We start from the raw sequence: 25,906 nt of genomic DNA, 5'->3' as shown, positions 1-25,906 counted from the left end.
TTTCCTTATCCTCACTCGTCCGGGCCGATCCGATCGATTTCACGCACCGGCTCGTCAGCAGCCGGCCCGGTATCGACCAGGCTGTCCAGTGCGGCGCCCGGCTGGACATCCCGCAGTCGCGCCATCGTCGCGCGCATCGCTGCCAGTTGCCGCCCGCCGAGCGTTTCCTGTTCGACATATTTGACCGAGCGCGGATCGACGCGCCGACCGCTCTGGTAGAGTTCGTAATGAAGGTGCGGGCCGGTCGAGAGCCCGGTCGATCCGATATAGCCGATCACCTGGCCACGTTTGACCCGCTGACCACTGCGCACCACCATACGGCTCATATGGCAATAGCGCGATTGCAGCCCGCCGGAGTGGTTCAATCGCACCGCGTTCCCACAGCCACCTGCGCGGCCTGCGCTGGAGACAACGCCATCGGTCACTGCATAGATCGGCGCGCCGTATCCGCCACCGAAATCGAGCCCGCCATGCATCCGGCGATAGCCGAGGATCGGGTGCTTGCGCATTCCATAGCCTGACGTCATGCGGCCAGAGGTGGGGCGCGAGAGCCCGCCGCTCAGCTCGCCCTTGCCTTTGGCATCGAAGAACTTGCCCTTGTCGCCAAAGCGCGTGAGTTCGATGTCGGATTTGTCCGAACGCTCGAGCCCGGCATAGAGCAGCTTGCCCAGTTTGACCTCGCCCGTCGCCGCGCGCGCATATTCGAACACCATGTCGAACGTATCGTCCGAACCGACCTCGCTATTGAGGCTGACTCTACCGCCCATCAGACGCAGATAATCGCGGATCGCACGCGCGGGAGCTCCTGCGGCACGAGCAGAGCGATACAGACCTTCGCCGACATTGCCGCGTATGCGCAGCGGCGTGTCGTCGACCGTGATAGGGCGCTTGATCGCAGCCAGCTTCCCATCCGGCCCGCGCTGCAATTCGAGCACCAGATCGAACCGTGCACGGAAGCTCAGGTTCTCCAGCGGTCGCGGCGCTCCGGCCTGCGGGCGGCGGCCCAGCGTGAGGTCGATTTGGGTTCCGGCGTCGATCTCGGACAGTGGCACCACCCCGCCCACCAGCTCTTCGGCGGCGCTTGCATCGGCACTCTGGAGCCCGGCGCGGCGGAGAAGGCCGGCGAAAGATCCGCCGCGCGGCAGCGACAGGCTGCGCTCGATCGTCGGCCGTTCGGGCGTGTTCTTCAGCGGAGTGACGGCCAGGCTTGCCCCGGTAATCCGTCCGCTTTCGCCGCCTTCGGCCAGCGGCATGATCATCATCGAGCGGTATTCGTCACGCGCGGTATCGTCGATCGCTGCCGGAGGTGCCGCATGGATCGGATCGAAACTGGGCCCGAGAGCGAACGCCAGCACGGTCAACCCGATGAAAGTTGCTGCGCCGCGTAGCCAGCGGCGACTACCAATGTTCCGGCCCAGATCGGGCGCAATTTCCATCGCCTTGAGTTTTTCTCCGGTCGCGATGCGCCAGTTCTCGTAGCGCGCCGCTAGCGTGCGTAAGTCAAATCCAGAGAGGTCTCCGGCGCGTGCGGTATCGGATTCGTCGCTATTCAAAGCCATTCCGAGCGCGAGCTTGGGGGCACCGTCTTTCGCGGTGCCGGCCGTCTCATGCTCGGGAACGGGTTTGTACACTGATCGAATTCCTCAATTCGCGCACATGGCGGGCAAGGCTCGCGCGTCGCCACCAGCGCCGATTTCTGCGACGAAAGCTAGCCGAAACAAAGTTAATCTTCGGCTAAGCGAATCCTGTGTGCGGTGAACCGAGTCGCGCGCGCGCTTGCCCGAAGGCGGGCAGGCCCCCTAAGCAGGGTGTCGACATGGTCGCGCACAAGGTCCACGCGGTCCTCGGACCCACCAATACCGGCAAGACGCATCTCGCGATCGAGCGGATGTGCGCGCATTCGAGCGGCGCAATCGGCTTTCCGCTGCGGTTGCTCGCCCGCGAAGTCTACGATCGGGTTTGCAAACTCAAGCCTCCTAAAGAAGTCGCGCTGATCACCGGGGAAGAGCGGATCGTGCCCCAAGGCGCTCGCTACTTCCTCTGCACCGCCGAAGCCCTGCCGCGGAACGCAGATTGGGCCTTTTTCGCTCTGGACGAAGCGCAATTGGGCGCCGACCGCGAACGCGGGCATACTTTCACCAAGCATTTGCTCGACACGCGGGGACGCGAGGAGACGATGATGCTCGGCTCGGACACCCTTGCGCCGCTCGTCCGGTCGCTCTTGCCAGGAAGCGAAATCACCGCCCGCCCGCGGTTTTCGACTTTAAGCCACGCGCCTGCGCGCAAGGTTTCGCGCCTGCCCTCGCGGTCCGCCGTAGTGGCCTTCTCGGCCGAGGAGGTTTACGCCGCTGCGGAAATGCTGCGGCGCCTGCGTGGCGGCGCCGCGGTGGTGACCGGCGCTTTGTCGCCGCGGACCCGGAACGCGCAGGTCGACCTATTCCAGTCGGGCGAGGTCGATTACCTCGTCGCCACCGATGCGATCGGGATGGGCCTCAATCTCGATCTCGATCACGTCGCCTTTGCCGGGCTCAGCAAGTTCGATGGTGTCCGTCGACGCCGGCTGACCACTTCGGAAATGGCGCAGATCGCCGGGCGCGCGGGCCGTCATCAACGCGACGGGACCTTCGGCACGATTGCCGGGACCGGCAAGCGCGAACTCGAATTCGAGGACGAGGAGGTCTTCGCGATCGAGGAACATCGTTTCCCCCCGCTAACCGGCCTCTATTGGCGCGAACCCGACCCGCGTTACGACAATCTTGCCGTGTTGATCGAAGATCTCGACGCCCCGCCGCGCGAAGCCGGGCTGATGAAACCGCCCGAGGCGACCGACCTTGCCGTGCTGCGAAAGCTTGCCGGAGATCCTGCAATTGCCGGGCTGATCACGGGCTCTCGGCAGGTCGAACGCTTCTGGCACGCCTGCTCGCTGCCGGATTTCCGCAATTACGGGATCGACAATCATGCCCGCTTCGTCGCGCGCTTGTGGCGACAATTGCGTGAAGGGGCGATACCCGCAGCGCAGGCCGCCAAGGCGATCGACGAGCTCAATCGCACTGGCGGCGATATCGACACGCTTCAGCAACGCATCGCCGCGATCCGCAGCTGGACCTATATTGCCGAACGGCCCGACTGGGTCGAACAGCGCGAAGCTTTGTCGGCCCGCGCGCGAGAGGTGGAAGACCGCCTATCCGATGCGCTACATGAGCGGCTGACCGAACGTTTCGTCAATCGAAGGACGAGTTTACTGATGAAGAAGATGGGCGAAGACGGCAGCAGCCTGCCCGTAACCGTGGCCGACGATATCGTACTCGTCGACGAAGAGCGTCTGGGCACGCTGGAGGGCTTCGCCTTCCGCGCCGATAGCGATGCGAGCGCCGAGGACAGCCGAATGCTCCATGCCGCAGCGGAAAAGCATTTGCCGCGCCTCCTCGCGGACAAGGCGCGCACGCTGGCCAAGGCGATCGGCGAAACGCCTGCGATCGTCACACTGGACGAAAGCCAACTGGTCCATGAGGGCCGGCCGCTCGCGCTGATCGAGGTGCACAACGATCTGCTTGCACCTCGCCTGGCGCCGCATCGCAATCTGGTGCTGCTGCCCGACGATGCGAAATCCGAACTGATCAGCGCACTCGAAGCGTGGCTCGCCACAGCACTGGAGCCGCTCGTTCCGCTGCGCAAGCTCGCTGCGGCGGCAAAGGATTTCGATGCCGGATCGGAATTGCGCGCGCTGCTCGTCAGCCTCTCCGAACGCGGCGGAATGGTGCCGCGGACCAGTTCGGGTCTCGACGCGCTCGATCCCGATCAGCGCAAGATGCTCTCGCGCCTCGGCGTGACGGTGGGGGCGCTGGATATTTTCCATCCGGCCATGCTCAAGCGCAAGGCGCTTGCGATATGGCGCGCGCTAGCGGTAATTTCAGGCCGCCGCCTTCCGCCGCTGGCCGACGAGATGCAGCCGGTGCTTGAGGCAACCAAGCCTGTCCCGCTGGCGTATCGCGTGTTCGGCAAGCAGGCGCTGAGGCTCGACAGCGCCGAAAAGATTCTCCGCGAAGCGCACAAGACCCGCGTCGAAGGCAAGGCCCGGCAATTCATACTAGACCCCTCGCTCGCGATCAGCACCGGGATGACGCCAGAGACGATCCTGCAATTGATGCGCGCTGGGGGGTTCAAGGCGAAGGATGTCAAGCCGCTGGCCGAAGGCGAGTTCGGGCCGCCGGCCCAGCCGCGGTGGCGTTGGCAGCCTCGACGGGGCTCCGCCCCCGCCCGTTCTGGACAGGGGCAGGCGCGCGGCAAGAGTCATAAGGGCGGTAAGCCACCCCGCCGCGACAAGGGTCCCGTTCCCGGCAACCCCTTTGCCGAGCTGGGCAAGCTTATTTCCTGATGCGAATCGACAAGCTTCTGCACGTGCTGCGCCTCTCGAAGACGCGCCGCGCGGCGCAGGCGCTTGTCGGAAGCGGTATTCTGCGCTTGAACGGCGAACGAGTGATCCGGGCGCATCGCCAGGTCTCGATCGGCGATGTGCTGACGCTGCCGACGGACGACGGCGTACGGATCGTCGAAATCCTGTGTCTTCCGAAGCGGCGCGGACCGCCCGGCGAAGCACGCGCATGCTATCGCGACCTTGACGAGTCGACCCTTTCCGCCATAGCGGGCGACGAAACAGCGCATTACGCCCCCAGGGAGCAAGACTGAAATGACTTACGTCGTCACCGAAGCGTGCATCAAGTGCAAGTACACGGATTGCGTCGACGTGTGTCCGGTCGACTGTTTCTACGAGGGCGAGAACATGCTGGTCATCAATCCCAGCGAGTGCATCGATTGCGGTGTGTGCGAGCCGGAATGCCCGGCCGAGGCGATCCTTCCCGATACCGAGGAAGGGCTCGAGAAGATGCTCGAGATCAATACCAAATATTCCGCAGAATGGCCGAATATCACCGTCTCGCGCGAAGCGCCGGCCGATGCCGACGAGCATAAGGACGAGGAAGGCAAGTTCGAGAAGTATTTCTCGACCGAGCCCGGCGAGGGCGACTGATCTCGCCTCCTTCGCGATGCGAATGTGCGCCCACGCGCAACAGACTCGCTTTTTGACGGAAAATTCGTTATAATGCGCAGCATCCCGCCCGCGGCCTCCCCCGTTTGCCAGGCGGTTTCGCTTAATTGGGCGCCGATTTGGGACGGTGGCCGACTGCGCCGTGGCGCAGGCTTGCCCCTTCCCCTCCGCCCGCACGTGAAAGGATTACCGAATGGCCAATGAGGCGCTCGCCTTCGATGTCGGCGATTATGTCGTCTATCCCAAGCACGGTGTTGGCCGTGTGATCGAACTGCAGAGCGAGGAAATCGCCGGCATGCAGCTCGAACTCTACGTTCTTCGCTTCGAAAAGGAACGCATGACGCTCCGCGTTCCGACCAACAAGGTCGAAGCGATCGGCATGCGCAAGCTGTCGAGCGACAAGTCGCTGAAGGAAGCGATGGAAACGCTCAAGGGCAAGCCCAAGGTCAAGCGTACCATGTGGTCGCGCCGCGCGCAGGAATACGAAGCAAAGATCAATTCGGGCGAAATCGTGCTGATTGCCGAGGTGACCCGCGATCTGTTCCGCCCTGACGATCAGCCCGAACAGAGCTATTCCGAACGCCAGATCTTCGAAGCGGCATCGAGCCGCCTCGCCCGCGAACTCGCGGCGATGGAAAAGACCGACGAGCCGACGGCGCTGGAAAAGATCCTCGACGTGCTGCGCGAACATGCGCCGCAATATTACAACAATGACGAGGAAGACGCGTAAGCGCATCGCGTCGTTCGTCGACCAGATTCAGGGCCGCGTCGAGCGATCGGCGCGGCCTTGTTGTATCTGAATCCAATGTGTATTACCTCAGCAATACACAAATGAAGGAGGTGACGTGATGCGTCTGGGAAAATTTGCAAAAATGCTGGGGCCGATCGCGGCCATGGTGGCGGCCGGAGGGCTGGGCGGGTGCACTTCGAGCATCTCGTTCGGCGACGATGACGGTGTTCCACTGGCCGAACTCGATACCAGCGGTAATGCACCGACCGAGATCGTGCTAGCCGGGCCCGACCGTGTGAGCCTGAGCGAAGGCGATACGCTAGTGATCGAACCGAGCGGCGATGCCGAGGAAGTCGCTAAACTGCGCTTCGTGCTCGAGGACGGCAAACTCGCCATCCACCGCGACAACGCAACCAGCGTCGCCACCCCGGTCTCGATCGCCGTGACCATGCCTGCGCCTGAAAAGATCACCATCGCGGGGTCGGGCTCGGTTACAACCGGCCGCGTGGCCAAGGAAGCCGAGGTCAAGATTGCAGGCAGCGGCAAGGCTCACCTCCAGGGAATCGATAGCGACGAGCTGGAGATCGCGATCGCGGGCAGCGGGCAGATCGAAGCCGAGGGCACCGCGCGCGAACTTGAACTCAAGATCGCCGGTTCGGGCAGCGGCAAGATGGCCGGGCTAAAGGTCGAAAATGCCGACGTCGATATCGTCGGTTCCGGCAATGCGACGTTCGCCTCCGACGGTACGGTAAAAGCCAAGGCCGTAGGCTCGGGCGACGTGACGGTGCGCGGTTCGGCCAAGTGCACGATCAAGGCGGTCGGTTCCGGCTCTCTCACATGCAAACCGGGTGCCGCGACGAAGGCCGCTGAGGCGCCTGCCGCTCCCGAGGCACCGCAAGCGGGCGAGTAATCGCTATTCTGTTGCCGCGCGGCGGAGCCGATCGTTGATGGCTGCCCCGATTCCCTCATGCGGGATCGGGGCGACTGCTATCCGCGGCTCGGGCGACCGCGCGGCATCGTGCAGCGCTGCATAAAGACGCGACGCCGCTTCCTCGAGGTTGCCGCTCGAGAGGCAAAAATCGCCTTCCACGTCGCCATAGCCGATGAGGAATTCATCCGCCTCCGCTTCCTGCGCGTTCAAGCGCACCGGCTTGCCCGGCGAATAATGCCGCGAGAGCTGGCCTGGCGCTTCGATCGTCGTCGACCGGCCCTCGCGCAAGGCGACCCCTATCCGTAAAAGGTCCTCCGCCGCGATCGGGCCGGGTCGCAGGATTTCCCCCACCCCGTCTTCACGAATGGCGAGAATCGTCGATTCGAGCCCGCAGGCCGTTGCGCCGCCATCGAGCACCGCGTCGATCCGACCATTCAGAGTTGCGACGACGTGGTCAGCGGTGGTCGGGCTGACCGTCTCGCTGCGATTGGCAGAGGGAGCCGCTACCGGCACCCCGGCGGCTTCGATGACGGCATGCATGATCGGATGGGCCGGAACGCGCAGAGCGATCGTCGGCAAGCCGGCGGTCACGCGCGCGGCAATGTCGGCGCCCTGCATCAGTGGGACCACTAGGGTGAGCGGCCCCGGCCAGAGCTGCGCCGCGGCGCGCGTAGCCGGAGCGAATTGGCCGAGTTCCTCGGCTTGGCGCAAATCGGCGCAATGGACGATCAGTGGATTGTTGCTCGGTCGGCCCTTGGCCTCGTAGATCTTCGCCACCGCCTCGGCGCTGTCGGCGCGGGCTGCGAGACCGTAAACCGTCTCGGTTGGCAACGCGACTAGGCCGCCATTGCGCAGGATTTCGGCGGCACGGGCGATTCCTGCGGCGTTCGCCGCCAGCATTTCCGTAGCGTCCTTGCTGCCCATGCCCAGCCGCTATATTCGCTCGCCTACGAAAGCCAGAGGAAACCGTCATGAACTACTCCCCGCCCACCCAGGAACAGGTCCTCGCCATGCGCGTCTGCGCGGGAATTGAGCAGCTTGCCGAAAGCGAGCGCTTCGAAGCCGCGACGCCCGACATGGTCGAAGCGATCGCCGAAGGTATTGGGCAGTTCGCTGCGGGCGAATGGGCGCCGCTCAACCGGGTGGGCGATCTGGAGGGCGCAAAACTCGAAAACGGCGTCGTGCGCCTGCCCGACGGGTACAAAGAGGCGTATGATCACTACGTCGAACAGGGTTGGAACAGCATCGACGGACCGGCGGCATATGGTGGACAAGGACTGCCGTTCACGCTGTCTTGCAACGTGCTTGAGAATCTCGGCGCCGCGAACATGGCGTTCAATCTGCTGCCGATGCTGTCGGTCGGGTCGATCGAAGCGCTCGAAGCGCATGGATCGCAGGAGCAGAAGGATCGCTATCTCCCGAAGCTCGTAAGTGGGGCGTGGTCGGGCACGATGAACCTGACCGAGCCGCAGGCGGGCAGCGATGTCGGCGCGCTGCGCACGACCGCGCATCCCATCGCGGATGGCGAGCACGCGAGCAAATGGCGGATCAAGGGCCAGAAGATCTACATCACCTGGGGCGATCACGAGCTGGCGGAGAACATCGTCCACCTCGTTCTCGCACGGACGCCCGATGCGCCCGAAGGCAGTCGTGGCATCTCGCTGTTCGTGGTACCCAAATATCATGTGAAGGACGATGGTTCGCTGGGCCCGCGCAACGACCTGCGCGCGGTCAGCCTTGAGCACAAGCTCGGCATCAACGCCTCGCCCACCTGCGTGATGAGCTATGGCGACAACGATGAATGTATCGGAGAGTTGGTGGGTGCGGAGAACCGCGGCCTCGCGGCGATGTTCACGATGATGAACAATGCACGGATCAATGTCGGCAACCAGGGCGTGCAGATCGGCGAACGCGCGCTTCAGCAAGCGAGCGGCTATGCCGCCGAGCGCGTCCAGTCGGCTCGCGCGGGCGGCGCGGACAAATCGCCGGTCGCGATCGTCGAACACCCCGATGTGCGGCGCATGCTACTGCGGATGCGGGCGCTGACCGAAGGCGCGCGCGCCCTGCTCTATTACACTGCCGGCCAAGTCGATCGCGGCACGCTGGGCGATGCCGCTGCGCAGGCGCGCGCCGATCTCTGCGTGCCCATGCTCAAGGCCTGGGGCACGGATATCGGAGTCGAAGTCGCCAGCATCGGCGTGCAAGTGCATGGCGGAATGGGCTTCGTCGAGGAGACCGGAGCGGCGCAGCATTATCGCGATGCGCGGATAGCGCCGATCTACGAAGGCACCAACGGCATCCAGGCAGCCGATCTCGTGACCCGCAAGCTTGGCATGGAAAGCGGCGAGGTCCTGTTCGGGCTGATGCAGGAGATTGTCCGCGACGCTGGCGAGGAATCGACGCTGGCCGACCTCGCCAAGGCATGTGTAGAGACCGGTCGCTGGATGGTCTCCGAAGCGAGTCTCGACGACCGTTTGGCTGGCAGCGTGCCTTTCACCGCCATGTGCGCGGTCGCTGTCGCGGGCTGGCAGCTAGTGCGGCAGCGCGAAGCGCTCGCGCAGGAAGGCACCGGCTTTGCCAACCGCAAGCGCGCGACGGTGCGGTTCTTCCTCAATCGCATCGCTCCCGAAGCGAGCGGCCTCAGCGCATCGGCAAAGGCCGGCGCCGAGGATCTCTATTCCCTCGAGACCGATACGTTGCTGGGCTAATTGCCCTTTCGCACCGTGTCTTCGCGGATCACATCGGTTCCGAACGCACCGTTCTTGGGCCGGCCGGGGAGATTCTTCGGCACGGGCGCGCGCTCGTTGCGCTCGATCGTTGCGGCGGGTGCGGCAGCGCGATCGATCACGCGCCAGACGATCCCCGCCGTGTCATCGGTGACCAACAACGCGCCATTGGCATCGAAGGCAAGCCAGGTCGGGCGGCCGTAGGTGTTGCCGTCGCCGGTGAGGAAACCGGTCAACACCGGTATGGGATCGCCGGTGGGGTTGCCGCGCGAGTCGAAGCGCACGAACACCACATCGTAGCCCGACGGCGGCTTACGGTTCCACGAGCCATGCCGCGCCACGAAGGCGCCATTGGCAAAGGTCGAGCCGAGCCGGTTGCCTTCGCCTGCAAAGACAAGGCCGAGCGGCGCGGTGTGTGCGCCCAGCGCGTATTCTGGCGTGCGCGTGTATTCGGCGATGAATTGCGGTCGCGGTGCTTCGACGCGATCATCGACGTTGTCGCCCCAATAGAGCCACGGCCAGCCATACTGCACGCCGATCGGCACATTGGTGAGGTAGTCGGGCACGAGGTCTCCGCCGAGCATGTCGCGCTCATTGACCACGGTCCACAACTCGCCCGACGAAGGGTTCCACGCCATCCCGTTGGGATTGCGCAAGCCCCCGGCCCACATCCGCTGGGTCTCGGTTTCGAGATTGTATTCCCAGATCGTCGCGCGGCCTTGTTCGGCTTCCATGCCGTTCTCGCCGATGTTGGAGGCGGAGCCGACCGCGACGTAAATCTTCGATCCGTCGGGCGAGAGCAGGATGTTGCGCATCCAGTGATTGCCCGCCGGCGGCAGGTCCATCAGCTTGGTCGGCTCGCCGGTAACCTTGGTCGCGCCTTCGGCCATCGGGAAAGCCAACAGCTCATCGTGATTGGCGACGAACAAAACTCCGTCGCGCCACGCCATGCCCGAGGGTGAATCGAGCCCGTATTCGAGCAGCACAGACTTCGATTCGGCCACCCCGTCGCCATCGCCATCACGCAACAGGCTGATGCGATTGGCGCTGGACACGCCCGCCCCCGCCTTGCTGAACAGCAGTTTGGCAACGAAGCCTTCGATCCCGCCCATTTCGCGCGGCGGCGAATTGGTTTCGGCGACCAGCACATCGCCATTGGGCAAGGTTAAAATCGTGCGCGGATGGTCGAGACCGGTGGCGAAGCGCTGCACGGTCAGCCCGTCGGGAGCCTCGGGCGCGGCGTCATCGGGCCAGCCGACCGGCTCGGCAATGCCGACTGTCGGGAAGCTTTCGGCTTCGGGCTCGACGATGGTCGGATCGAGACCTTCAGTAGCGGTGATCGGAAGATCGGCCGGATTTCCACGCCACAGATAGGCGCCCACCGCGACGAGGATCAGGAGGATGACGAGCAGGCCGATGCCGATTTTCTTAAGCATGCACTAACGGATAATGCCCCTGCCCCTTGGCGGCAACGGAAACCGCACCTACCTCGCGCGCCATGTACGATTTCCGAACCAGCCCCGATGCGCCCAAGGCGATTCTTTACGACGATCTCGTTTCGGCTGCGACCGCGCTGGTCGATGGCGAACCCGATGTCGTTGCCAATATGGCCAATGTCGCCGCCCTATTGTGGCAGTTCCTGCCCGATGTGAACTGGACCGGGTTCTATCGCATGGTCGAGAACGAGCTGGTGCTCGGCCCGTTCGTTGGCAAGCCTGCCTGCATCCGCATCCCGGTGGGCCAGGGCGTATGCGGCACGGCGGCGAGAACGGGCCAAACCCAGCTGGTGGAAGACGTCCACGCCTTCCCCGGCCATATCGCCTGCGACGGGGACACCCAGTCCGAACTGGTGGTGCCGGTATCACGCGACGGCGCGGTGATCGGTGTGATCGATCTCGACAGTCCCAGCCCGGCGCGCTTCGATGAAGACGACCGCACGGGTATCGAGCGACTGGCCGAGGCCATCGCCGGAGCGATCTAGGAAGATACTCCCCTACCGCGTGAGGGAGGGGAGTATCGCTTACAGTCCCCGCCCGATCAGTTCCTTCATGATCTCGTTGGTTCCGCCGAAGATGCGGGTGACGCGGGCTGCGCGCCAGGCCCGGGCTACCGGATATTCGTTCATGTAGCCCGCACCGCCGTGCAGCTGCAGGCACTTGTCGACGACTTCCCATTGCAGCTCGGTGTGCCAGAGCTTGGCCGCCGCGCCCTCTTCGGGTGTCAGCTCGCGCTTCAGGTGACGGGCCAGCGCCCAGTCGAGATGCGCCCAGCCGACCTGCAGCTTCGCCTTGAGATCGGCGAGGACGAAGCGGGTGTTCTGAAAGCCGAGCACCGGCTTGCCGAAGGCCTTGCGGTCTCGGGTGAATTCCACCGTATCCTCGAACACGCGTTGCGCGCTCGCCTGCGCGCTGATTGCGATCGAGAGGCGTTCCTGGGGCAATTCGCTCATCAGGTAGATGAAGCCTTTCCCCTCTTCGCCAAGGCAATTGGTGATCGGCACGCGAACATCGTGGAAGAACAGTTCGGAGGTGTCGGCTTCGTCCATCCCGATCTTGTCGAGATTGCGCCCCCGCTCGAACCCTTCGCGATCGGCTTCGACGAGAATGATCGAAACGCCCTGCCAGGCCGGATCGGCATCGGGATCGGTCTTCGCGCAGACCAGCACCAGATCGGCGTTCTGGCCGTTGGTGATATAGGTCTTCGATCCGTTGATGACGTAGTGATTGCCATCCTTCTTCGCGGTGGTGGTGATCGACTGGAGATCGGAACCGACGCCCGGCTCGGTCATCGCGATCGCGGTGATCGTCTCGCCCGAAACCATGCGCGGAAGCCATTTCTTCTTCTGCTCCTCCGAACCGTAAGCGACGAGATAGTTGCACACGATATCGGACTGGAGCGAGAAGCCGGTCGCGACCCCGCCATTGTACGAGCTCTCTTCGTCGACGATCGCATTGTAACCGAAATCGAGCCCGAGCCCGCCATACTCCTCGGGCACGGTGGGGCACAGCATGCCGAGCTCGCCGGCCTTGGGCCAGATTTCCTTGGGCACGATCTTGTCCTCGGCCCATTGCTGCCGGTGCGGCGCGATCTCTTCCTTCATGAAACGGCGGACGGTTTCGCGAAACGCCTCGTGATCTTCGTTATAGGCAGTGCGCGGAATCTGATCGAGCGGCATCGTTTTCTCCCTTGGTATGGCAGCGTTATGCCGCGCCGACCAAAGGCTTCCAAGCAAAATTTAATCGCGCGATTAAGAACCCGTGCTCTTGAGCGCCGGAGTGCGCTTCTCGGCGCGCTCGCCAAGTCGCACGAAGCCGAGCACGACGAGGTCCCTACCTTGCGACAGTTCGGTCACGATCCCGAGATCGCGTGGCACGTCGAGCGCTTCGGCCGAGCTTTCGGCCAGGCGGATCGCGTAGCGGCCGTAGGCGACCTGATCGAACAGGAAGAACCCGTCGAACTCGCTGACGATGCTTTTGATCACCAGCCCTCGCCCATCGACCAGTTCGAGCGTCACCCCGCCGCGCGGCGTGCCGTCGGCAGATAGCAGCGTGCCTTCGATCTCGCCCGAAGGTGCCAGCGCGAGCTGGATTTCCGCTTCGACGCCGGGGCGCGGCGAGACCACCACCCCCTGTACTGTCGGCTGCATCAGCGGATCGGGCAAGGTCGCCATGTCGATACTGACCGTGACCGGGCGATAAGGCGGAAGCCCGTCGATCACGGTGCGTCCCTGGGCATCGGTCGGAGCGAGCGAGTGCAATATTCCTGCTTCCACACCGACGCCTTCCAGGGGTTTCTCGTTCGCCTGGCGCTTTCCGTCACCGTTCTCGTCCAAAAATACGGTCACGGCCGCGCTCCCCTTGCGAGCGAGTTTCTCGTTCGAGACCCGTAGCCCGCCACCAACCGGATCGCGGCCGAGGCTGAAGGCGAGCGACACGCCGAAGCCGAATGACTTGTCTGTGCGATAGGTCGCATCGGCACGCACGGCGAAGCGATCGAACTGGTGAACATAGCCGGCGCTGAACGCGGTGCGGCCCAGCAGGTTGTCGTAGCCAACGCTGGCGCGCAGGTCCGACCGGTCGGTGAGCCTAGTTTCGGCACTCAGTTCCGCCTCCTCGAATCCGGCCTCCGCACCGGAGACACGCCACTTGCCCGCTCCGCGCAACCGTACCCGCCCGACCGACGTGTTCCCGAGCAGATCGAGAATCGTCCCGTTGCGATAGCGCCGCTCGCTCGGCCCGCTGGACGAGCGTTGCGTTACGCCTGCGGTCAATGAGATCCCGCGCATCATCAGCGACGCACGCCCGGTCCATTCGTTCACGGTGGTTCCGTCACGCAGCGACGCGCGACGATAGCCGGCTTGAAGCGGGAGCGAACTGCGCGCGCCTGTCGGCATCAAATAGTCGAACAGCACCGAATGCTCGCGGCGCGTGTTCGTATCGATGACTTCGCTCTGATACTCGCCGTCGAGCCACAGCGTCTGGGCCTGGAAATTGAGCTTCCCGATCTGTCCGAGCGCCTGCGCCGAGTAAGCACGACCACCGCCGAATTGCTGCGCGGCCGTTATCGAAAGCACCGCTGGGCCGAGTGTGCGCTGAACATTGCCTTCGATAAAGTTACGGCGCTCGCCCAAGGTGGACAGGCTATAGGCCCCCAAGCCGACCACGGTGCGTTTGTCGATCCCGCGCTCGACACCCACGCCCCAGCGCCAGCCGCCGCCGACGCCCACACCCGGAGCATCATCGCCAATCCGGATCAGGTCGCGATCCTTTTCGACCACGCCAGCCCAGTAATATGTCTTGCCCTCGGGGATACTCTCCTGCCCGACGGGAATCGTACTCGTCTCGCGCCGGACCTGCCCTTGTGGACCGTACAGCACGACTTCGAGGAGGTTCTGCCCGAACAGAAGCGCGACATCGAGGAATTCGTAGCGGCCATCAGCACGCGATTGTTGCCACGCGATCAATTGTCCGTTGCGGTAGAGCTCTGCATCCCATCCCGCGGGCAGCGCGCCGGTTAGCGCGGTGGTGCCGAATTGCGACGGACGTTCGATCGGGCGGTTCGAGACGAAGGCCCCGCGACCGACCGCGGTCTGCGCGGTAAGTTGGCCGGCATTGAGCTGCACATCGCCTACCGCGACTTGCGTGGCACCTAGCGGGCCCAGCAAGCCACCGTCGGGATCGGTCCGGAACGCGCGCAGGCGCAAGCTGTCGGGCACGCCCTGGCGATCCGAAGCAAGGCGGGCATTGAAGCTCGCGCCCAGGATTTCACCGCTGGCATAGGCTTCATAGCGGAACTCGGTCGACGTGCTGCCATTGGCCGCGCCATTGAGCTTGGCCCGCGCGAGCACATCGACCGCAGGGGTCCGCCAATCACGATAGGGCAATTCGGCATGTGGGAGCTGGGAGATGTCGAATTTCGGCTTCGGTCGAAGTCGTGCTGCGCGACTTTTGCGCTCGAGCGCTTCCAGAAAGGGAAGCGGCTTGTCGCTTTCGATCACGACCGACAGGCTCGACATATCGAAGCGAACCGTGGCGCCGAACCATTCCGAGAGCGTCCGCGTATCGACGCACCAGCCCTCGGGCGTGTCATAGATCTCGTCGGGCCAAAGTTTGCGCGTCCCGTTCCTGGTACGTGCGGTGGACGAGTCTCGATCGATCGTAACGGTATTGTCTTCGGAAAATATCCAGCCAGTTGCGCGGCGCGACTTCGGGTCGACACGGAGCGCGACATCGAGCGCCTGCACGGTATCGGCCAGATCGATGCAGACACCGTCGGCCGTCTGGTAGCCGCGGACCATGCCGCCAAGCGTGTAACTGCCCGCCCGAATTTCGACGATCAGCGAATCGTCTTCGGTCGGCTCCCACTCCTGCGCCGCGACCTGGCCCGTGCCGAGCAGCAAAGCCGCAGCGAGTGTCGCAGCGGCTTTCCTGCCCAGACGGTGGATGGAGAACACGGCTCGGATACCGAAGTCGCGGATACGGCGAATTTAGGGCAGGCTCGCTTCGATCTCGGCGATCAGGCCACCGCCATTGGCAGCGAATTCGCGGTACTCGATGCGAACCGGGCCATTGCGCGCTTGGGCCGCCGCATCACCGCGCAGCGGAATCGCCACCGGCCTCGTGCCAATCTCGGGATAGACGCCAATACCACGGACAAGCGCGATCGGTTCATCGCCGCCCTGTGAAAACACCAGAAACTCGCCATAGACCGAGCGATCGCCCGTTCGCGCGACATCGAGAGCGATGGCTTCGCTGCCGGGTTCACCGACAACACGCACATTGTCGAGCGACACTTCGCTAGCGAGCCGTCCCTTGCGAACGATCAGCGGGATCGTGATGCCGTAAACGGGGCGCAGCTGGATCGCGATGCCCTGCGCCCGTTCGGCGGCCTCGTCTTCGACCCGCACGGCTTTGGGTATGGCACGGAACAACATGTGGACCCGGTATTCGCCGTCGGGAGCCTGACCGGGACGCGCCGCAATGCGGATCGACTGTGGCTGGTTCGGGGGCAAGGTGACCCGGCGCGGGGCGTAGCGGAACATCGAAAGAGCCGCCGTCTCGGCCTCGCTCGCGTCAGCCTCCTCGACATCGACCAGTTCGCCCTCCTCGGTCATTCGGCGAAGAACCAGACTGATCCGATAGGTCGCCGGTTCGTCGCCGATATTGTTGAGGATCACTTCGTCCGAACCCGATCCCTCGATAACAACGCGCGTGGGCGCAACGAGCAAGTCGCCTTGAGCCATGGCAGGGTGTGCGCTTGCGACAGCAAGAAACGCGGCCAGTGTCCGCAGAATTCGCGTGAAGATCATCGATGTTTTCCCGTCCCTTGGAATGTCCGGCGCAGAGCGCCTTCGGACAAACGTGGTAAGCAGACAGGGTTAATTTTCAGCTACCTGGTGACGGGTGCGCTTTGGCGTGTCGGCACGAAAAAGGCCGCTCCGACGATGCGGAGCGGCCTGAATTTCGGACAGAGCCACTGGGTGCCGTGGCTCATTCCGTCATACGAATTACTGATACTCGGCGGTGACGTTGAAGTCGCCCGAGTAGACCTGTGCCGATTCGCCGCCATTGAAGTTCAGGGTAGCGCCGACATAGACCGGGGTGTCGCCATCTAGCGTTTGGCCCTTGGTCGCATCATAGCCGACCGTGAAATTGTCGAGTTCGAGCGACTCGGAGGCATCCGTCTGGCCCACGAGGTCGATCGAGCTTTCATCGACCGAGGCGGTGAACGCCACGCCGTCCGTCCCGGCGGCGTTGAAGGAGGCGACCGCGCTGCCCGATCCCGGGCACACGAGATTGGCCGAACACGAAGCGCTCGCACCGACCGAAGCGGCGATCGTCGCGGAGCCCGCGCCGTTCACGGCGATCGTGCCGAAATCGAGATCGCTGGCTTTGGTCAGCGTGATGGTTGGCAGAATTTCGACCGAGGCCGTGGCCGTCTCGGTGTCCGCAGCATAGGCGGGGGCAGTAGCAAGCGCCGCACCGGCAGCCGCAATAGCAATGAGTTTACGCATGGTTGTTTCCGTCCCTTGAAAGCAGTCTTTATGTTTTCGTCGCCCCGACCCACCCGGAGCGGCGATGAGGCCTTCTAGCCCCGACCGCGATAAGGACAGCTAGCGGAACATGGTTCAGCCCGGCCTACGGTTTATGGTTAAGATTCCCCTGCTGGAAGGGCGTACCCCTCCCGCAGGTGCCTTGCACCCACGCGCGCGTGAACGAATCGACGCGGTTCTAGATATCGCCGCCCGACAGGCGCTGGCAGAGCGTATCGAGCTGGTCGAGTGTGGTGTAGCGAATCGCGAGCGTGCCTTTACGCGGATCGCTTTCTCCCGTGATTCGCACCTTCATGCCGAGAAACTCCTCGAGATGCCGCTCGACGGTCCGGATATCCGAATCGGGCGCACCCGACGCGCTCTTGAATTCGTCCTTCGGCTTGCCCTCGCCTGCCGCGTCGGCATGGGACCGACGCACCGCCCGTTCGACATCGCGGACCGACATGCCCTTGGCGATCGCTTTCTTGGCCAGCGCCTCGGCTCCGTCGAATCCGATCATCGCACGCGCATGACCCATGGTGAGCTTGTCTGCGGCCAGGGCATCGAGCACCTTGGCCGGCAGAGCCAGCAGGCGTTGAAAATTGGCGACGTGGCTGCGTGACTTGTCGACCATCTGGGCAATCTCTGCCTGGGTCATGCCTTCGTCGTCGGCGAGCCTCTGATACGCACGAGCTTCGTCGACCGGATTGAGATCTTCGCGCTGCAGATTCTCTATCAGCGCCAGCGCGGTCACTTCACGCTCGGTCAAATCCCTTATTATTGCAGGGATTTCATGCAGTTGCGCCTTCTGGGCGGCGCGCCAGCGGCGTTCGCCAGCGACAAGGCGAAATTTGCGGGCCGCTTCGCGCGTGACGATAACCGGCTGGATCACCCCACGCGCCGAAATCGAAGCCGCGAGTTCGCCAAGTGCGTCGTCATCGAAATGTTTGCGGGGCTGGCCGGGATGGGGCGAAATCTGCGCGATCGGAATCGTTGCGAGCCCTTCTCCCTGTACGGCATCGACCGGAGATGAAGCTGCTGACGAACTTGCTTCCTGCGATCCGGTGCTTCGGGCAGGACGCACGACCTGTTCGCGCTTGGTCTCCCCGATCAGAGCCCCGAGCCCGCGGCCGAGCGCCTGGCGCTTCTTCTGTGCCGGTTTCGCTTTCGAATCGCTCATGCGGCTTTCCTTTTTTCAGGCAGTCGGCCGATCAGCTCGCGCGCGAGCGCCATATAGGCTCGGCTGCCCGTACAATTCTGATCATAGACCAGCGCGGGAAGGCCATGACTTGGCGCCTCCGACAGCCGCACGTTACGCGGGACGACCGTTTCGAAGACCAGTTGGCCCAAACATTCGCGCACGTCGTCGGCAACCTGGTCGGTCAGGCGATTTCGCCGGTCGAACATCGTCAGTGCGATGCCGATGATTCCCAAATCGGGGTTCAGGTGACCCTGCACTTGCTCCACCGTTTGCAAAAGCTGACTGAGCCCTTCCAGCGCGAAGAATTCGCATTGGAGAGGGACTAGCAATGTGTCCGCAGCGGTCAGCGCATTGAGCGTCAGGAGACCCAATGAAGGCGGGCAATCGATAAACGCGATCTCATGGCGAGACTGCCTGGCAAGGGCATCCTTCAGGCCCGTATTGCGGTTTTCGCGCGAAACAAGCTGCACTTCGGCGCCGGAAAGATCCTGTGTAGCCGGAAGGACATCGAGACCGGGGATTGAGCTCGCCACGAGACAATCCTCCAGATCCGCGTCCTCGACGAGCAGGTCGTAAATCGACATCGAGCGTTGCTCGGCGGTGATCCCCAGCCCGGTCGATGCATTTCCCTGGGGGTCGAGATCGATCAGCAGCGTTTTCCACCCGATCGCGGCCATCGCGGTTGCCATGTTGATGGCTGTGGTGGTTTTCCCCACACCGCCCTTCTGATTGGCCACAGCTATGACGATCATGCCCGCTTCCCTTTCTTGCGACCAGCCAGTGTGCCGCAAATGATCCCGGAATCTGCGTCGGTTAGGGATTGTTCCACGTGGAACATGTGGTCCCATCCCCGGAGGTTTTCCAATTCCCGCGCCGCAGAGCGCCCCTTGGGCAACCTCCATAGCGTGTCCCGAGTGGAAAACCGAGAGGACAATTCGAGGAGCTTGGGCAATGGCGCGAACGCGCGAGCTGAAACAGCGTCGAACGGACGCGTTTCTACGTCCTGCAACCGGCAGTGCAAGATACGACACTGCGTGAGCTCGAGCTCGTCAACAATGTAATCGAGAAACTTGGTGCGAAGTGCGCGCGATTCGACGCATACGGTTTCCTGATCAGGGCGCGCGATCGCTATCGCGATTCCCGGAAACCCCGCCCCTGTACCGAGATCGAGCCAATCGGATGTTTCACGTGGAACATCTTGAAGTAGCTGCAGGCTATCGGCGAAGTGCCGGGACCACGTGTGATCGAGCGATTTTGCGGAGACCAGATTTTGTCGGTCGTTCTCATCGCGGAGGAGCGCTTCGAAGCGCTCAAACCGCGCGATCATCGAGGGGTCGCACTCCGGCAAAGCCTCAACCCAGGCGCGAGCCTGGTCTTCATTCTCGATCATGCCGCTACACGCCTCTTCGCGTGGACCATCAACGCAGCGAGCGCTGCGGGTGTAATGCCCGGTATTCGTCCCGCCGCGGCAAGAGTGGGAGGGCGAGAATTGCTCAACCGCTCTACCATTTCACGTGAAAGACCTGGCACACTGCCGTAGGGGAAGTCATCGTCCAGACGAAGGTCTTCTGCCGCGCGCAGATCACGCAGCTCGGTCTCTTGTCGAGCCAAATACGGCTCGTAAACGGCGTCTTCGATCACTTCATCCTCGAGCGTCGGATCGACCGCAGGGAATCGAGCAAAAGCCCGCAAATCTTCGATCTCGACGCCATTGAAACGTACCCATTCGCGCGCAGCCAAGCGACCCGTGTCGGCACGTACGGGCAGACCGGCATCTGCCAAAGCCTTCGAGCCGATTTCTTGCTCCAGCGCCGCTTCGAACGCTTCGCGTTGCTCTGCCCGTCGAACGAACCAATCTTTTCGCTCGTCGCCCACGCAGCCCGATTCGATGGCGATGGGAGTCAGCCTCGCCGACGCATTGTTCGCACGGAGACGAAGTCGATATTCGGCCCGCGCCGTCAGCATGCGGTAGGGCTCGCTCACCCCGTGCAGGGTCAGGTCATCGATCATCACGGCAATATACGAATTCGCCCTGTCGAGCGCGGGTGGGTCACGCTCCAGGATCGCACTCGCTGCGCTCGCCCCCGCCATGAGTCCCTGTGCGGCGGCTTCTTCATAGCCAGTCGTGCCGTTGATCTGGCCGGCGCAGTACACCCCCCGCAGATCGCGCAGTTCGAGCGTAGGACGCAAAGCGCGCGGGTCGATATGAACATATTCGACGGCATAGCCCGGCACTTCCATCACGACATCGGCCAGCCCATCCATCTCGCGCAGCATGGCGAGCTGGACATCGGTAGGCAGAGAGGTGCTGATTCCGTTCGGATAGACCAGATGCGTATCAAGACCCTCGGGTTCCAGAAAGACCTGGTGGCCGTCACGATCGGCAAAACGATGAATCTTGTCTTCGATCGAAGGGCAATAGCGCGGCCCCTGCGCGCCGAGCGCACCCGAGAAAATCGGGGAACGATCGAGATTGGCGCGGATGATGTCGTGCGCGCGCTCATTGGTGCGCGTGATGGCGCAGAATACCTGCGGGTTGAGACGCTCCGCAGACATCGGCGACATCGTCCAGAACTCGGTATCGGATGGCTGCTCCTGCAGCACCGCCCAGTCAATTGTGCGTCCGTCGAGACGCGGCGGCGTTCCGGTTTTCATGCGTGACAGCGGGATCGCCGTGTCGTTCATTTGCTCGGCAAGCCGGGTCGCTGCGGCTTCGCCGACGCGCCCTCCTTCCTGCACCTCCTCGCCCCGATACAACTTCCCACCGAGGAAGGTTCCGGTGCACAGGACGACAGCCCTTCCCCCGAGCTTCGAACCATCGGCGAGCACCACTCCGGTCGCTCGACCGCGTTCGATCCAGAGTGCCGCCACTTCGCCTTCGATGATCGTCAAGTCACCCTGACGCGCCATCATTTGCTGGACCGCGTTGCGGAACAGCTTGCGGTCGGCCTGAACTCTGGGGCCTTGGACCGCACTGCCCTTGGACCGATTGAGCATCCGGTAATGAACCGCAGCGGCGTCTGCAGCACGCCCTATGATGCCATCGAACGCGTCGACTTCGCGCACCAGATGCCCCTTGCCGAGGCCGCCGATCGCCGGATTGCAGCTCATCGCACCGATGGTCTCGCGCGAGAAGTTCACCAAAGCCACACGCGCACCCATTCGCGCGGCAACGGCCGCTGCCTCACAGCCCGCATGGCCGCCACCTACCACGATGATGTCGAAAGTGCTCACAGCCGGGAGATAGTCCTGCCCGGGCCGGAAATCAAAGTCGATGTTCCACGTGGAACATTCGCGCCTTCATTTCCCGATACAAAATTGCCCGAATAGACGATCGAGCACGTCCTCGCTCGCCGCGCGTCCCGTGAAGGCATCGAACGCTACGCGGGCACGCCGCAGGTTCTCGGCGATGAGCAAATGATCGCCTTCGTTTTCGATCGACAGCAACGCATCCTCCGCTGGCATGAGCGCCGCGCGCTGACGCGCATTCAGTGCGGTCTCACCTGGCTTGGGAAGGATGTCGCGAGCGGACGCGACGAGATCGGTCTGGAGCCCCAACACCCCTTCCCCATTCACGGCCGAGACACGGTGTCGCGCCGCGTGTTTGCCTGGGCCATCAAGGTCGGATTTGGTTTCGATTTCCCAGGCGCCTCGGGGTCCTTCGCCTTTCGGTCCAAGCCAGAGAACGATATCGGCATCCGCCAAGGCACTCCGCGCTCGCTCGATCCCGATCGCTTCGATCGCATCGTCGGTCGTATCGCGCAGGCCGGCGGTATCAATGAGCGTGAAAGGTACGCCGCCCCACGCAATAGGTCGCTCAAGAAGATCCCGCGTCGTACCTTCGATAGGCGTGGCGATTGCCGCTTCTTCGTCAAGCAACCTGTTGAACAAACTCGATTTTCCAGAATTCGGGGGTCCAGCCAGCGCAATCCTGATCCCTTCACGAAGCCGTTCTGCCGCTGGCCGCGCGAGCCATTCGCCAATTTCGGCTGCCAGTGTTGCAACCCCGGCCGAGAACGCAGGAGAAAGATCCGCCACATCGTCCTCATCGCTGAAATCGAGCGCTGCTTCGATCTGTGCCGCCAAAATGAGCAAGCGTTCGCGCCAATCCTCCACGCGCGCTGAGGCTGCGCCACCCGCCATCCGCACCGCGACGCGCCGCTGCAACTCGCTTTCTGCGGAAAGAAGATCGCCCAAGGCCTCGGCCTGGGCAAGATCGATCCTTCCGTTGGCGAAGGCGCGGCGAGTAAACTCCCCAGCCTCCGCGGGTCGACAGTCCCAAGCATGTTGAAGCGCATGTTCGACCGCCCTCACCACCGCACGTCCGCCATGGCAATGCAACTCGAGCAGATCCTCTCCCGTCGCCGTATCGGGTCCGGGAAACCAGAGAATGAGCGCATCATCGAGCGTTTCGCCCTCACGATTGCGCAAGCGGGCGAGCGCGGCTCTACGCGGCTCGGGCTTGCGGCCCGAAAGACCTTCGGCGATTTCGCCCGCGCGCGATCCGCTGACGCGCACGATCGCTATCGCCGCAGGCGGCGCACCGCTCGACAGCGCGAAAATCGTGTCATCCATCGATGGAAGAAGCTCAGTCGTCTTTCTTCGGCGGCTTGGCCGGCTTGGCACCCGCAGCACCCGCTTCGACGAATTGTTGGAACATCTTCAGCCCCATCTGACCCATCGGGGCGAGCTTGGTGGCATATTCCTGCAGCTGATCCACATTGCCCATGCCCTTCATCGCCTTGGTGACGGCATCGACATAGACGTCGTTCGCGGGCGTCACATCGGGCAGCCCCATGAAGGTCCGCGCCTCCTCGGGCGTGCAATCGATTTCGATATTCATTTTCATGGGTCAATTCCCTCTGTTGTCGGGAACAATGTGGCGTGCGAGACGCATTTTGCAATGTATGCCCGTCGCGGCGAGAACAGCAGGGAGAATTCCATGAGCGAGAACATTCGCATCCAGCAGATCAATGGCGACAAGGATTTCGCCGCCTATGTCGCCCGCCCCGAAGGCGAAGCGAAAGCAGCGATCGTGGTGATTCAGGAGATTTTCGGTGTAAATGCCGGGATCCGTCGCAAGTGCGACCTGCTAGCCGAAGACGGTTATCTGGCGGTCGCCCCCGATCTCTTTTGGCCCCTCGAACCCGAGGTCGAACTCGATCCCGATATCGAACCCGAATTCCAGAAGGCTCTCGAGCTCATGAACAAGTTCGACCAGGACCAAGGCGTACGCGATATCGAGGCGACGATTAAATGGGCGCGCTCGCAAGGCTGCGGCAAGGTCGGTGCGGTGGGCTACTGCCTCGGTGGACGGCTCGCTTACATGACCGCGGCGCGCACCGACAGCGACGCGACGGTCGGTTATTATGCGGTCGGGGTCGACAACCTCCTGCGCGAGAAGAACGCGATCGCCCGCCCGCTGATGCTGCATATCCCCACCGACGACGGGTTCGTCGACAAGGAAACGCAGAAGGCCATGCACGATGGTCTCGACGACCATCCCAAGGTCACGCTGCACGATTACGAAGGCATGGACCACGGTTTCGCAACCCAGTTCGGCGAACGCCGCAACGCGGAATGCGCCAACCTCGCCGATGGCCGCACGAAGGAATTCTTCGCCGAGCACCTCGGCTGAACGCGAATGCCCTGGCGCTATATCCTTCCGCTGCTCGTCACCGCCCTTGCCTTCGGGCTGGCGCTGCTGTGGTGGCCCACACTGATCCTGCTCGTCCCGCTGGCTGTGCTGGCATGGATCGATTTCTTTCAGTCCGAACACACGTTGCGTCGCAACTATCCGCTGGTCTCCCGAATTCGCTGGCTGATGGAAGATATCCGCCCGTTCGCGCAGGCCTATATCGTCGAGGACGATCTGGAGGGCCGCCCGTTCAGTCATCAGGAACGCGCGCTCGTCTATGCCCGGGCCAAGGGCGATCTCGATGCGCACCCGATGGGCACCGAACTCGACGTCTATTCGGAAGAATACGAGTGGCTCAGCCATTCGATCGTTCCGCGCGAGGATGCGCCCGAATTCTGGCGCGTGAAAATCGGCGGACCCGATTGCAGACAACCCTACGATGCCGCCCTGCTCAACATTTCGGCCATGAGCTTCGGTTCGCTATCGGCGCGTGCGATCGAAGCACTCAATCTCGGCGCCAAGATCGGCAGCTTCGCCCACAATACGGGCGAAGGCAGCATCTCGAAATATCATCGCAGGCATGGTGGCGACCTGATCTGGGAAATCGGCAGCGGTTATTTCGGCTGTCGCGGTTTCAACGGCCAGTTCGATCCCGACAAGTTCGCCGACAATGCGACCGGCGAACAGGTCAAGATGATCGAGATCAAGCTAAGCCAGGGCGCCAAGCCGGGTCATGGCGGTGTGCTGCCAGGCGAAAAGGTGACCGAAGAGATCGCGGAGGCGCGCGGCGTGCCCGTGGGTGAGACGGTGACCTCCCCTGCCGCCCATTCGACCTTCTCCACTCCGATCGGACTGCTTGAATGGGTCGCGCAATTGCGCGAATTGAGCGGCGGAAAGCCGGTCGGATTCAAGCTTTGCGTCGGCAAACCGCATGAAGTGATGGCGCTGGGCAAGGCGATGATGGAAACCGGCATCACGCCCGATTTCATCACCGTCGACGGCGCCGAAGGTGGCACCGGTGCCGCGCCGCTGGAATTGTCCAACCGCGTCGGCATGCCGCTGCGCGAAGGGACGATCTGGGTGCGCAACATGCTGGTCGGAACCGGGCTGAAATCGCGCGTGAAGATCGCATCTGCGGGGAAGATCCATTCGGGTGCCCAGATGGCCGTCAGCTTCGCTCTCGGCACCGACTATTGCAACGCAGCCCGTCCCTTCATGTTCGCGACCGGATGCATCCAGTCTATGCAGTGTCATACCGGGAATTGCCCGACCGGCATCGCGACCCAGACCCCATGGCGCCAGCGCGGCCTCGTGGTCGAGGACAAGGCGCCGCGCATCGCCCGGTTCCAGCGCCAGACTCTCCATTCGCTGCGCGAAATCACCGTCGCCATGGGTCTCGAAAGCCCGTGGGAGATTCGTCCTGGCGATATGCGCGAACGTTTGAACGGCGCGAAATCACTGCCGATCGACCGGATTTATTCCTTCGTCGAGGAAGGCCAATTGCTCGACGATGCCGACAGCACACTGCTCGGCCCGGCCTGGAATGCCGCCAGTGCAGAGAGTTTTGACTGCGGGAGCTAGTTCGACTGCTGCCTGAGCACGAAATCGGCACGCTCATCGGCTGAGGCGAGCGGCAGGTCGATCAATTCGTAACCGTACATCCGCCAAGCGGCGCAAATCGCTGCATCGCTGGCCACGGCCCCATCCCAGTCCTGAATCCGCTCCTCATCCTGCCAATAGATCTCGCGCCAGGGTGGCGCGCGGAAGATCGGGCCGGTGTAGCGCCTGTCGCGGCATGCTCGTTCCACAGCATCGATCACCGGCAAACCTTCGACCTTCAGGAAACCGGCGATGTCCGGAAAGCCCCGATCGAATAGCGTCGCGCCGCAATTCATCGCAGCCCGTGCATAAGCAGCGCTTTCGGCCTCGAGCATGGCGCGCGCGAAATCCTGCGGACGCCGGGCACGCATCTCCATGCCGCCCGGCGCTTGCAGAATGCTGCGCGCAACCTCGCGTTCGACCGCCATGCCTCGCGCCGCCAGAGTTTCCAGCAGGGTAGATTTGCCCGCACCTGGCGCGCCGGTGACGACCAGACGCGAAACCAC

23 protein-coding genes are annotated in these 25,906 nt (G+C 63.2%); 9 read left to right on the top strand and 14 right to left on the bottom strand.

The features are described 5' to 3' along the window. Positions 1-11: 11 nt before the first annotated feature. Positions 12-1,631, bottom strand: coding sequence for a peptidoglycan DD-metalloendopeptidase family protein (locus GRI68_RS13975; protein ID WP_160617429.1), 1,620 nt, complete (start codon positions 1,629-1,631; stop codon positions 12-14). Positions 1,632-1,816: 185 nt separating this feature from the next. On the opposite strand from GRI68_RS13975, the gene GRI68_RS11775 reads away from it, so the two are divergent. From GRI68_RS11775 to GRI68_RS11755, 5 genes are all read left to right on the top strand, one after another. Continuing rightward, positions 1,817-4,375, top strand: a complete 2,559-nt coding sequence (locus GRI68_RS11775; RefSeq protein ID WP_160617428.1) for a helicase-related protein — start codon at positions 1,817-1,819, stop codon at positions 4,373-4,375. Continuing rightward, positions 4,375-4,686, top strand: coding sequence for an RNA-binding S4 domain-containing protein (locus tag GRI68_RS11770; RefSeq protein ID WP_160617427.1), 312 nt, complete (start codon positions 4,375-4,377; stop codon positions 4,684-4,686). The genes GRI68_RS11775 and GRI68_RS11770 overlap by 1 nt, the downstream gene beginning before the upstream one ends. 1 nt (position 4,687) lies before the next feature. Further along, entirely contained in the window at positions 4,688-5,026 is a 339-nt protein-coding gene (fdxA, locus tag GRI68_RS11765; protein WP_160617426.1) for a ferredoxin FdxA, read from the top strand. 211 nt (positions 5,027-5,237) lie between these two features. Then, a complete protein-coding gene (locus GRI68_RS11760; RefSeq protein ID WP_160617425.1) occupies positions 5,238-5,774 on the top strand; it encodes a CarD family transcriptional regulator in 537 nt (178 codons plus the stop codon). Positions 5,775-5,892: 118 nt separating this feature from the next. Next, positions 5,893-6,684: a head GIN domain-containing protein gene (locus tag GRI68_RS11755; RefSeq protein WP_160617424.1), complete on the top strand. Its 792-nt coding sequence runs from the start codon at positions 5,893-5,895 to the stop codon at positions 6,682-6,684. Positions 6,685-6,687: 3 nt separating this feature from the next. Here the strand turns inward: GRI68_RS11755 and GRI68_RS11750 are convergent, their stop codons facing one another. Then, a complete protein-coding gene (locus GRI68_RS11750) occupies positions 6,688-7,629 on the bottom strand; it encodes an L-threonylcarbamoyladenylate synthase (protein WP_160617423.1) in 942 nt (313 codons plus the stop codon). Between the two features lie 47 nt (positions 7,630-7,676). Here GRI68_RS11750 and GRI68_RS11745 point away from each other — a divergent pair, with 47 nt between their 5' ends. Then, entirely contained in the window at positions 7,677-9,413 is a 1,737-nt protein-coding gene (locus tag GRI68_RS11745; protein ID WP_160617422.1) for an acyl-CoA dehydrogenase, read from the top strand. Here GRI68_RS11745 and GRI68_RS11740 read toward each other — a convergent pair. Continuing rightward, positions 9,410-10,867: a PQQ-dependent sugar dehydrogenase gene (locus GRI68_RS11740; protein ID WP_160617421.1), complete on the bottom strand. Its 1,458-nt coding sequence runs from the start codon at positions 10,865-10,867 to the stop codon at positions 9,410-9,412. The genes GRI68_RS11745 and GRI68_RS11740 overlap by 4 nt on opposite strands. Before the next feature lie 62 nt (positions 10,868-10,929). Between GRI68_RS11740 and GRI68_RS11735 the strand changes: the two genes are divergently transcribed. After that, positions 10,930-11,412 (top strand): GAF domain-containing protein, encoded by a 483-nt coding sequence (locus GRI68_RS11735; RefSeq protein ID WP_160617420.1) that lies wholly within the window; start codon positions 10,930-10,932, stop codon positions 11,410-11,412. Between the two features lie 39 nt (positions 11,413-11,451). Here GRI68_RS11735 and GRI68_RS11730 read toward each other — a convergent pair whose 3' ends face one another. The 10 genes from GRI68_RS11730 to GRI68_RS11685 all read right to left on the bottom strand — a co-directional run bounded on the left by GRI68_RS11730 (position 11,452) and on the right by GRI68_RS11685 (position 23,012). Then, positions 11,452-12,606 (bottom strand): acyl-CoA dehydrogenase family protein, encoded by a 1,155-nt coding sequence (locus tag GRI68_RS11730; protein WP_160617419.1) that lies wholly within the window; start codon positions 12,604-12,606, stop codon positions 11,452-11,454. Between the two features lie 72 nt (positions 12,607-12,678). Further along, positions 12,679-15,384, bottom strand: coding sequence for an MSCRAMM family protein (locus GRI68_RS11725; protein ID WP_160617418.1), 2,706 nt, complete (start codon positions 15,382-15,384; stop codon positions 12,679-12,681). Between the two features lie 33 nt (positions 15,385-15,417). Beyond that, entirely contained in the window at positions 15,418-16,173 is a 756-nt protein-coding gene (locus tag GRI68_RS11720) for a fimbrial biogenesis chaperone (protein ID WP_234028790.1), read from the bottom strand. Between the two features lie 264 nt (positions 16,174-16,437). Continuing rightward, entirely contained in the window at positions 16,438-16,944 is a 507-nt protein-coding gene (locus GRI68_RS11715) for a DUF4402 domain-containing protein (RefSeq protein ID WP_160617416.1), read from the bottom strand. 217 nt (positions 16,945-17,161) lie between these two features. Further along, positions 17,162-18,142, bottom strand: a complete 981-nt coding sequence (locus GRI68_RS11710; RefSeq protein WP_160617415.1) for a ParB/RepB/Spo0J family partition protein — start codon at positions 18,140-18,142, stop codon at positions 17,162-17,164. Beyond that, positions 18,139-18,915 carry a ParA family protein gene (locus GRI68_RS11705; RefSeq protein WP_160617414.1) on the bottom strand — a complete coding sequence of 259 codons (777 nt, stop codon included), beginning with the start codon at positions 18,913-18,915 and terminating at the stop codon, positions 18,139-18,141. The genes GRI68_RS11710 and GRI68_RS11705 overlap by 4 nt, the downstream gene beginning before the upstream one ends. Further along, positions 18,912-19,553, bottom strand: a complete 642-nt coding sequence (gene rsmG / locus GRI68_RS11700) for a 16S rRNA (guanine(527)-N(7))-methyltransferase RsmG (RefSeq protein ID WP_160617413.1) — start codon at positions 19,551-19,553, stop codon at positions 18,912-18,914. Before rsmG ends, GRI68_RS11705 begins: the two co-directional genes overlap by 4 nt. Next, positions 19,550-21,397 (bottom strand): tRNA uridine-5-carboxymethylaminomethyl(34) synthesis enzyme MnmG, encoded by a 1,848-nt coding sequence (mnmG, locus tag GRI68_RS11695; protein WP_160617412.1) that lies wholly within the window; start codon positions 21,395-21,397, stop codon positions 19,550-19,552. Before mnmG ends, rsmG begins: the two co-directional genes overlap by 4 nt. 66 nt (positions 21,398-21,463) lie before the next feature. Continuing rightward, entirely contained in the window at positions 21,464-22,738 is a 1,275-nt protein-coding gene (mnmE, locus tag GRI68_RS11690; RefSeq protein ID WP_160617411.1) for a tRNA uridine-5-carboxymethylaminomethyl(34) synthesis GTPase MnmE, read from the bottom strand. Between the two features lie 13 nt (positions 22,739-22,751). After that, positions 22,752-23,012, bottom strand: a complete 261-nt coding sequence (locus GRI68_RS11685) for a DUF6489 family protein (RefSeq protein ID WP_160617410.1) — start codon at positions 23,010-23,012, stop codon at positions 22,752-22,754. Positions 23,013-23,105: 93 nt separating this feature from the next. Here GRI68_RS11685 and GRI68_RS11680 point away from each other — a divergent pair, with 93 nt between their 5' ends. Together GRI68_RS11680 and GRI68_RS11675 are read left to right on the top strand one after the other, a co-directional pair. Beyond that, positions 23,106-23,801, top strand: a complete 696-nt coding sequence (locus tag GRI68_RS11680; protein ID WP_160617409.1) for a dienelactone hydrolase family protein — start codon at positions 23,106-23,108, stop codon at positions 23,799-23,801. A gap of 6 nt (positions 23,802-23,807) precedes the next feature. Continuing rightward, on the top strand, positions 23,808-25,382 hold the full coding sequence (locus tag GRI68_RS11675) for an FMN-binding glutamate synthase family protein (RefSeq protein WP_160617408.1): 1,575 nt from the start codon (positions 23,808-23,810) through the stop codon (positions 25,380-25,382). Here the strand turns inward: GRI68_RS11675 and GRI68_RS11670 are convergent. Continuing rightward, positions 25,379-25,906, bottom strand: coding sequence for an AAA family ATPase (locus GRI68_RS11670; RefSeq protein WP_160617407.1), 528 nt, complete (start codon positions 25,904-25,906; stop codon positions 25,379-25,381). The genes GRI68_RS11675 and GRI68_RS11670 overlap by 4 nt on opposite strands.

This window comes from Alteriqipengyuania halimionae (assembly GCF_009827575.1).
Taxonomy (GTDB): Bacteria; Pseudomonadota; Alphaproteobacteria; order Sphingomonadales; family Sphingomonadaceae; genus Alteriqipengyuania_A; species Alteriqipengyuania_A halimionae.
This window is presented reverse-complemented; position numbering and strand designations above follow the sequence as displayed.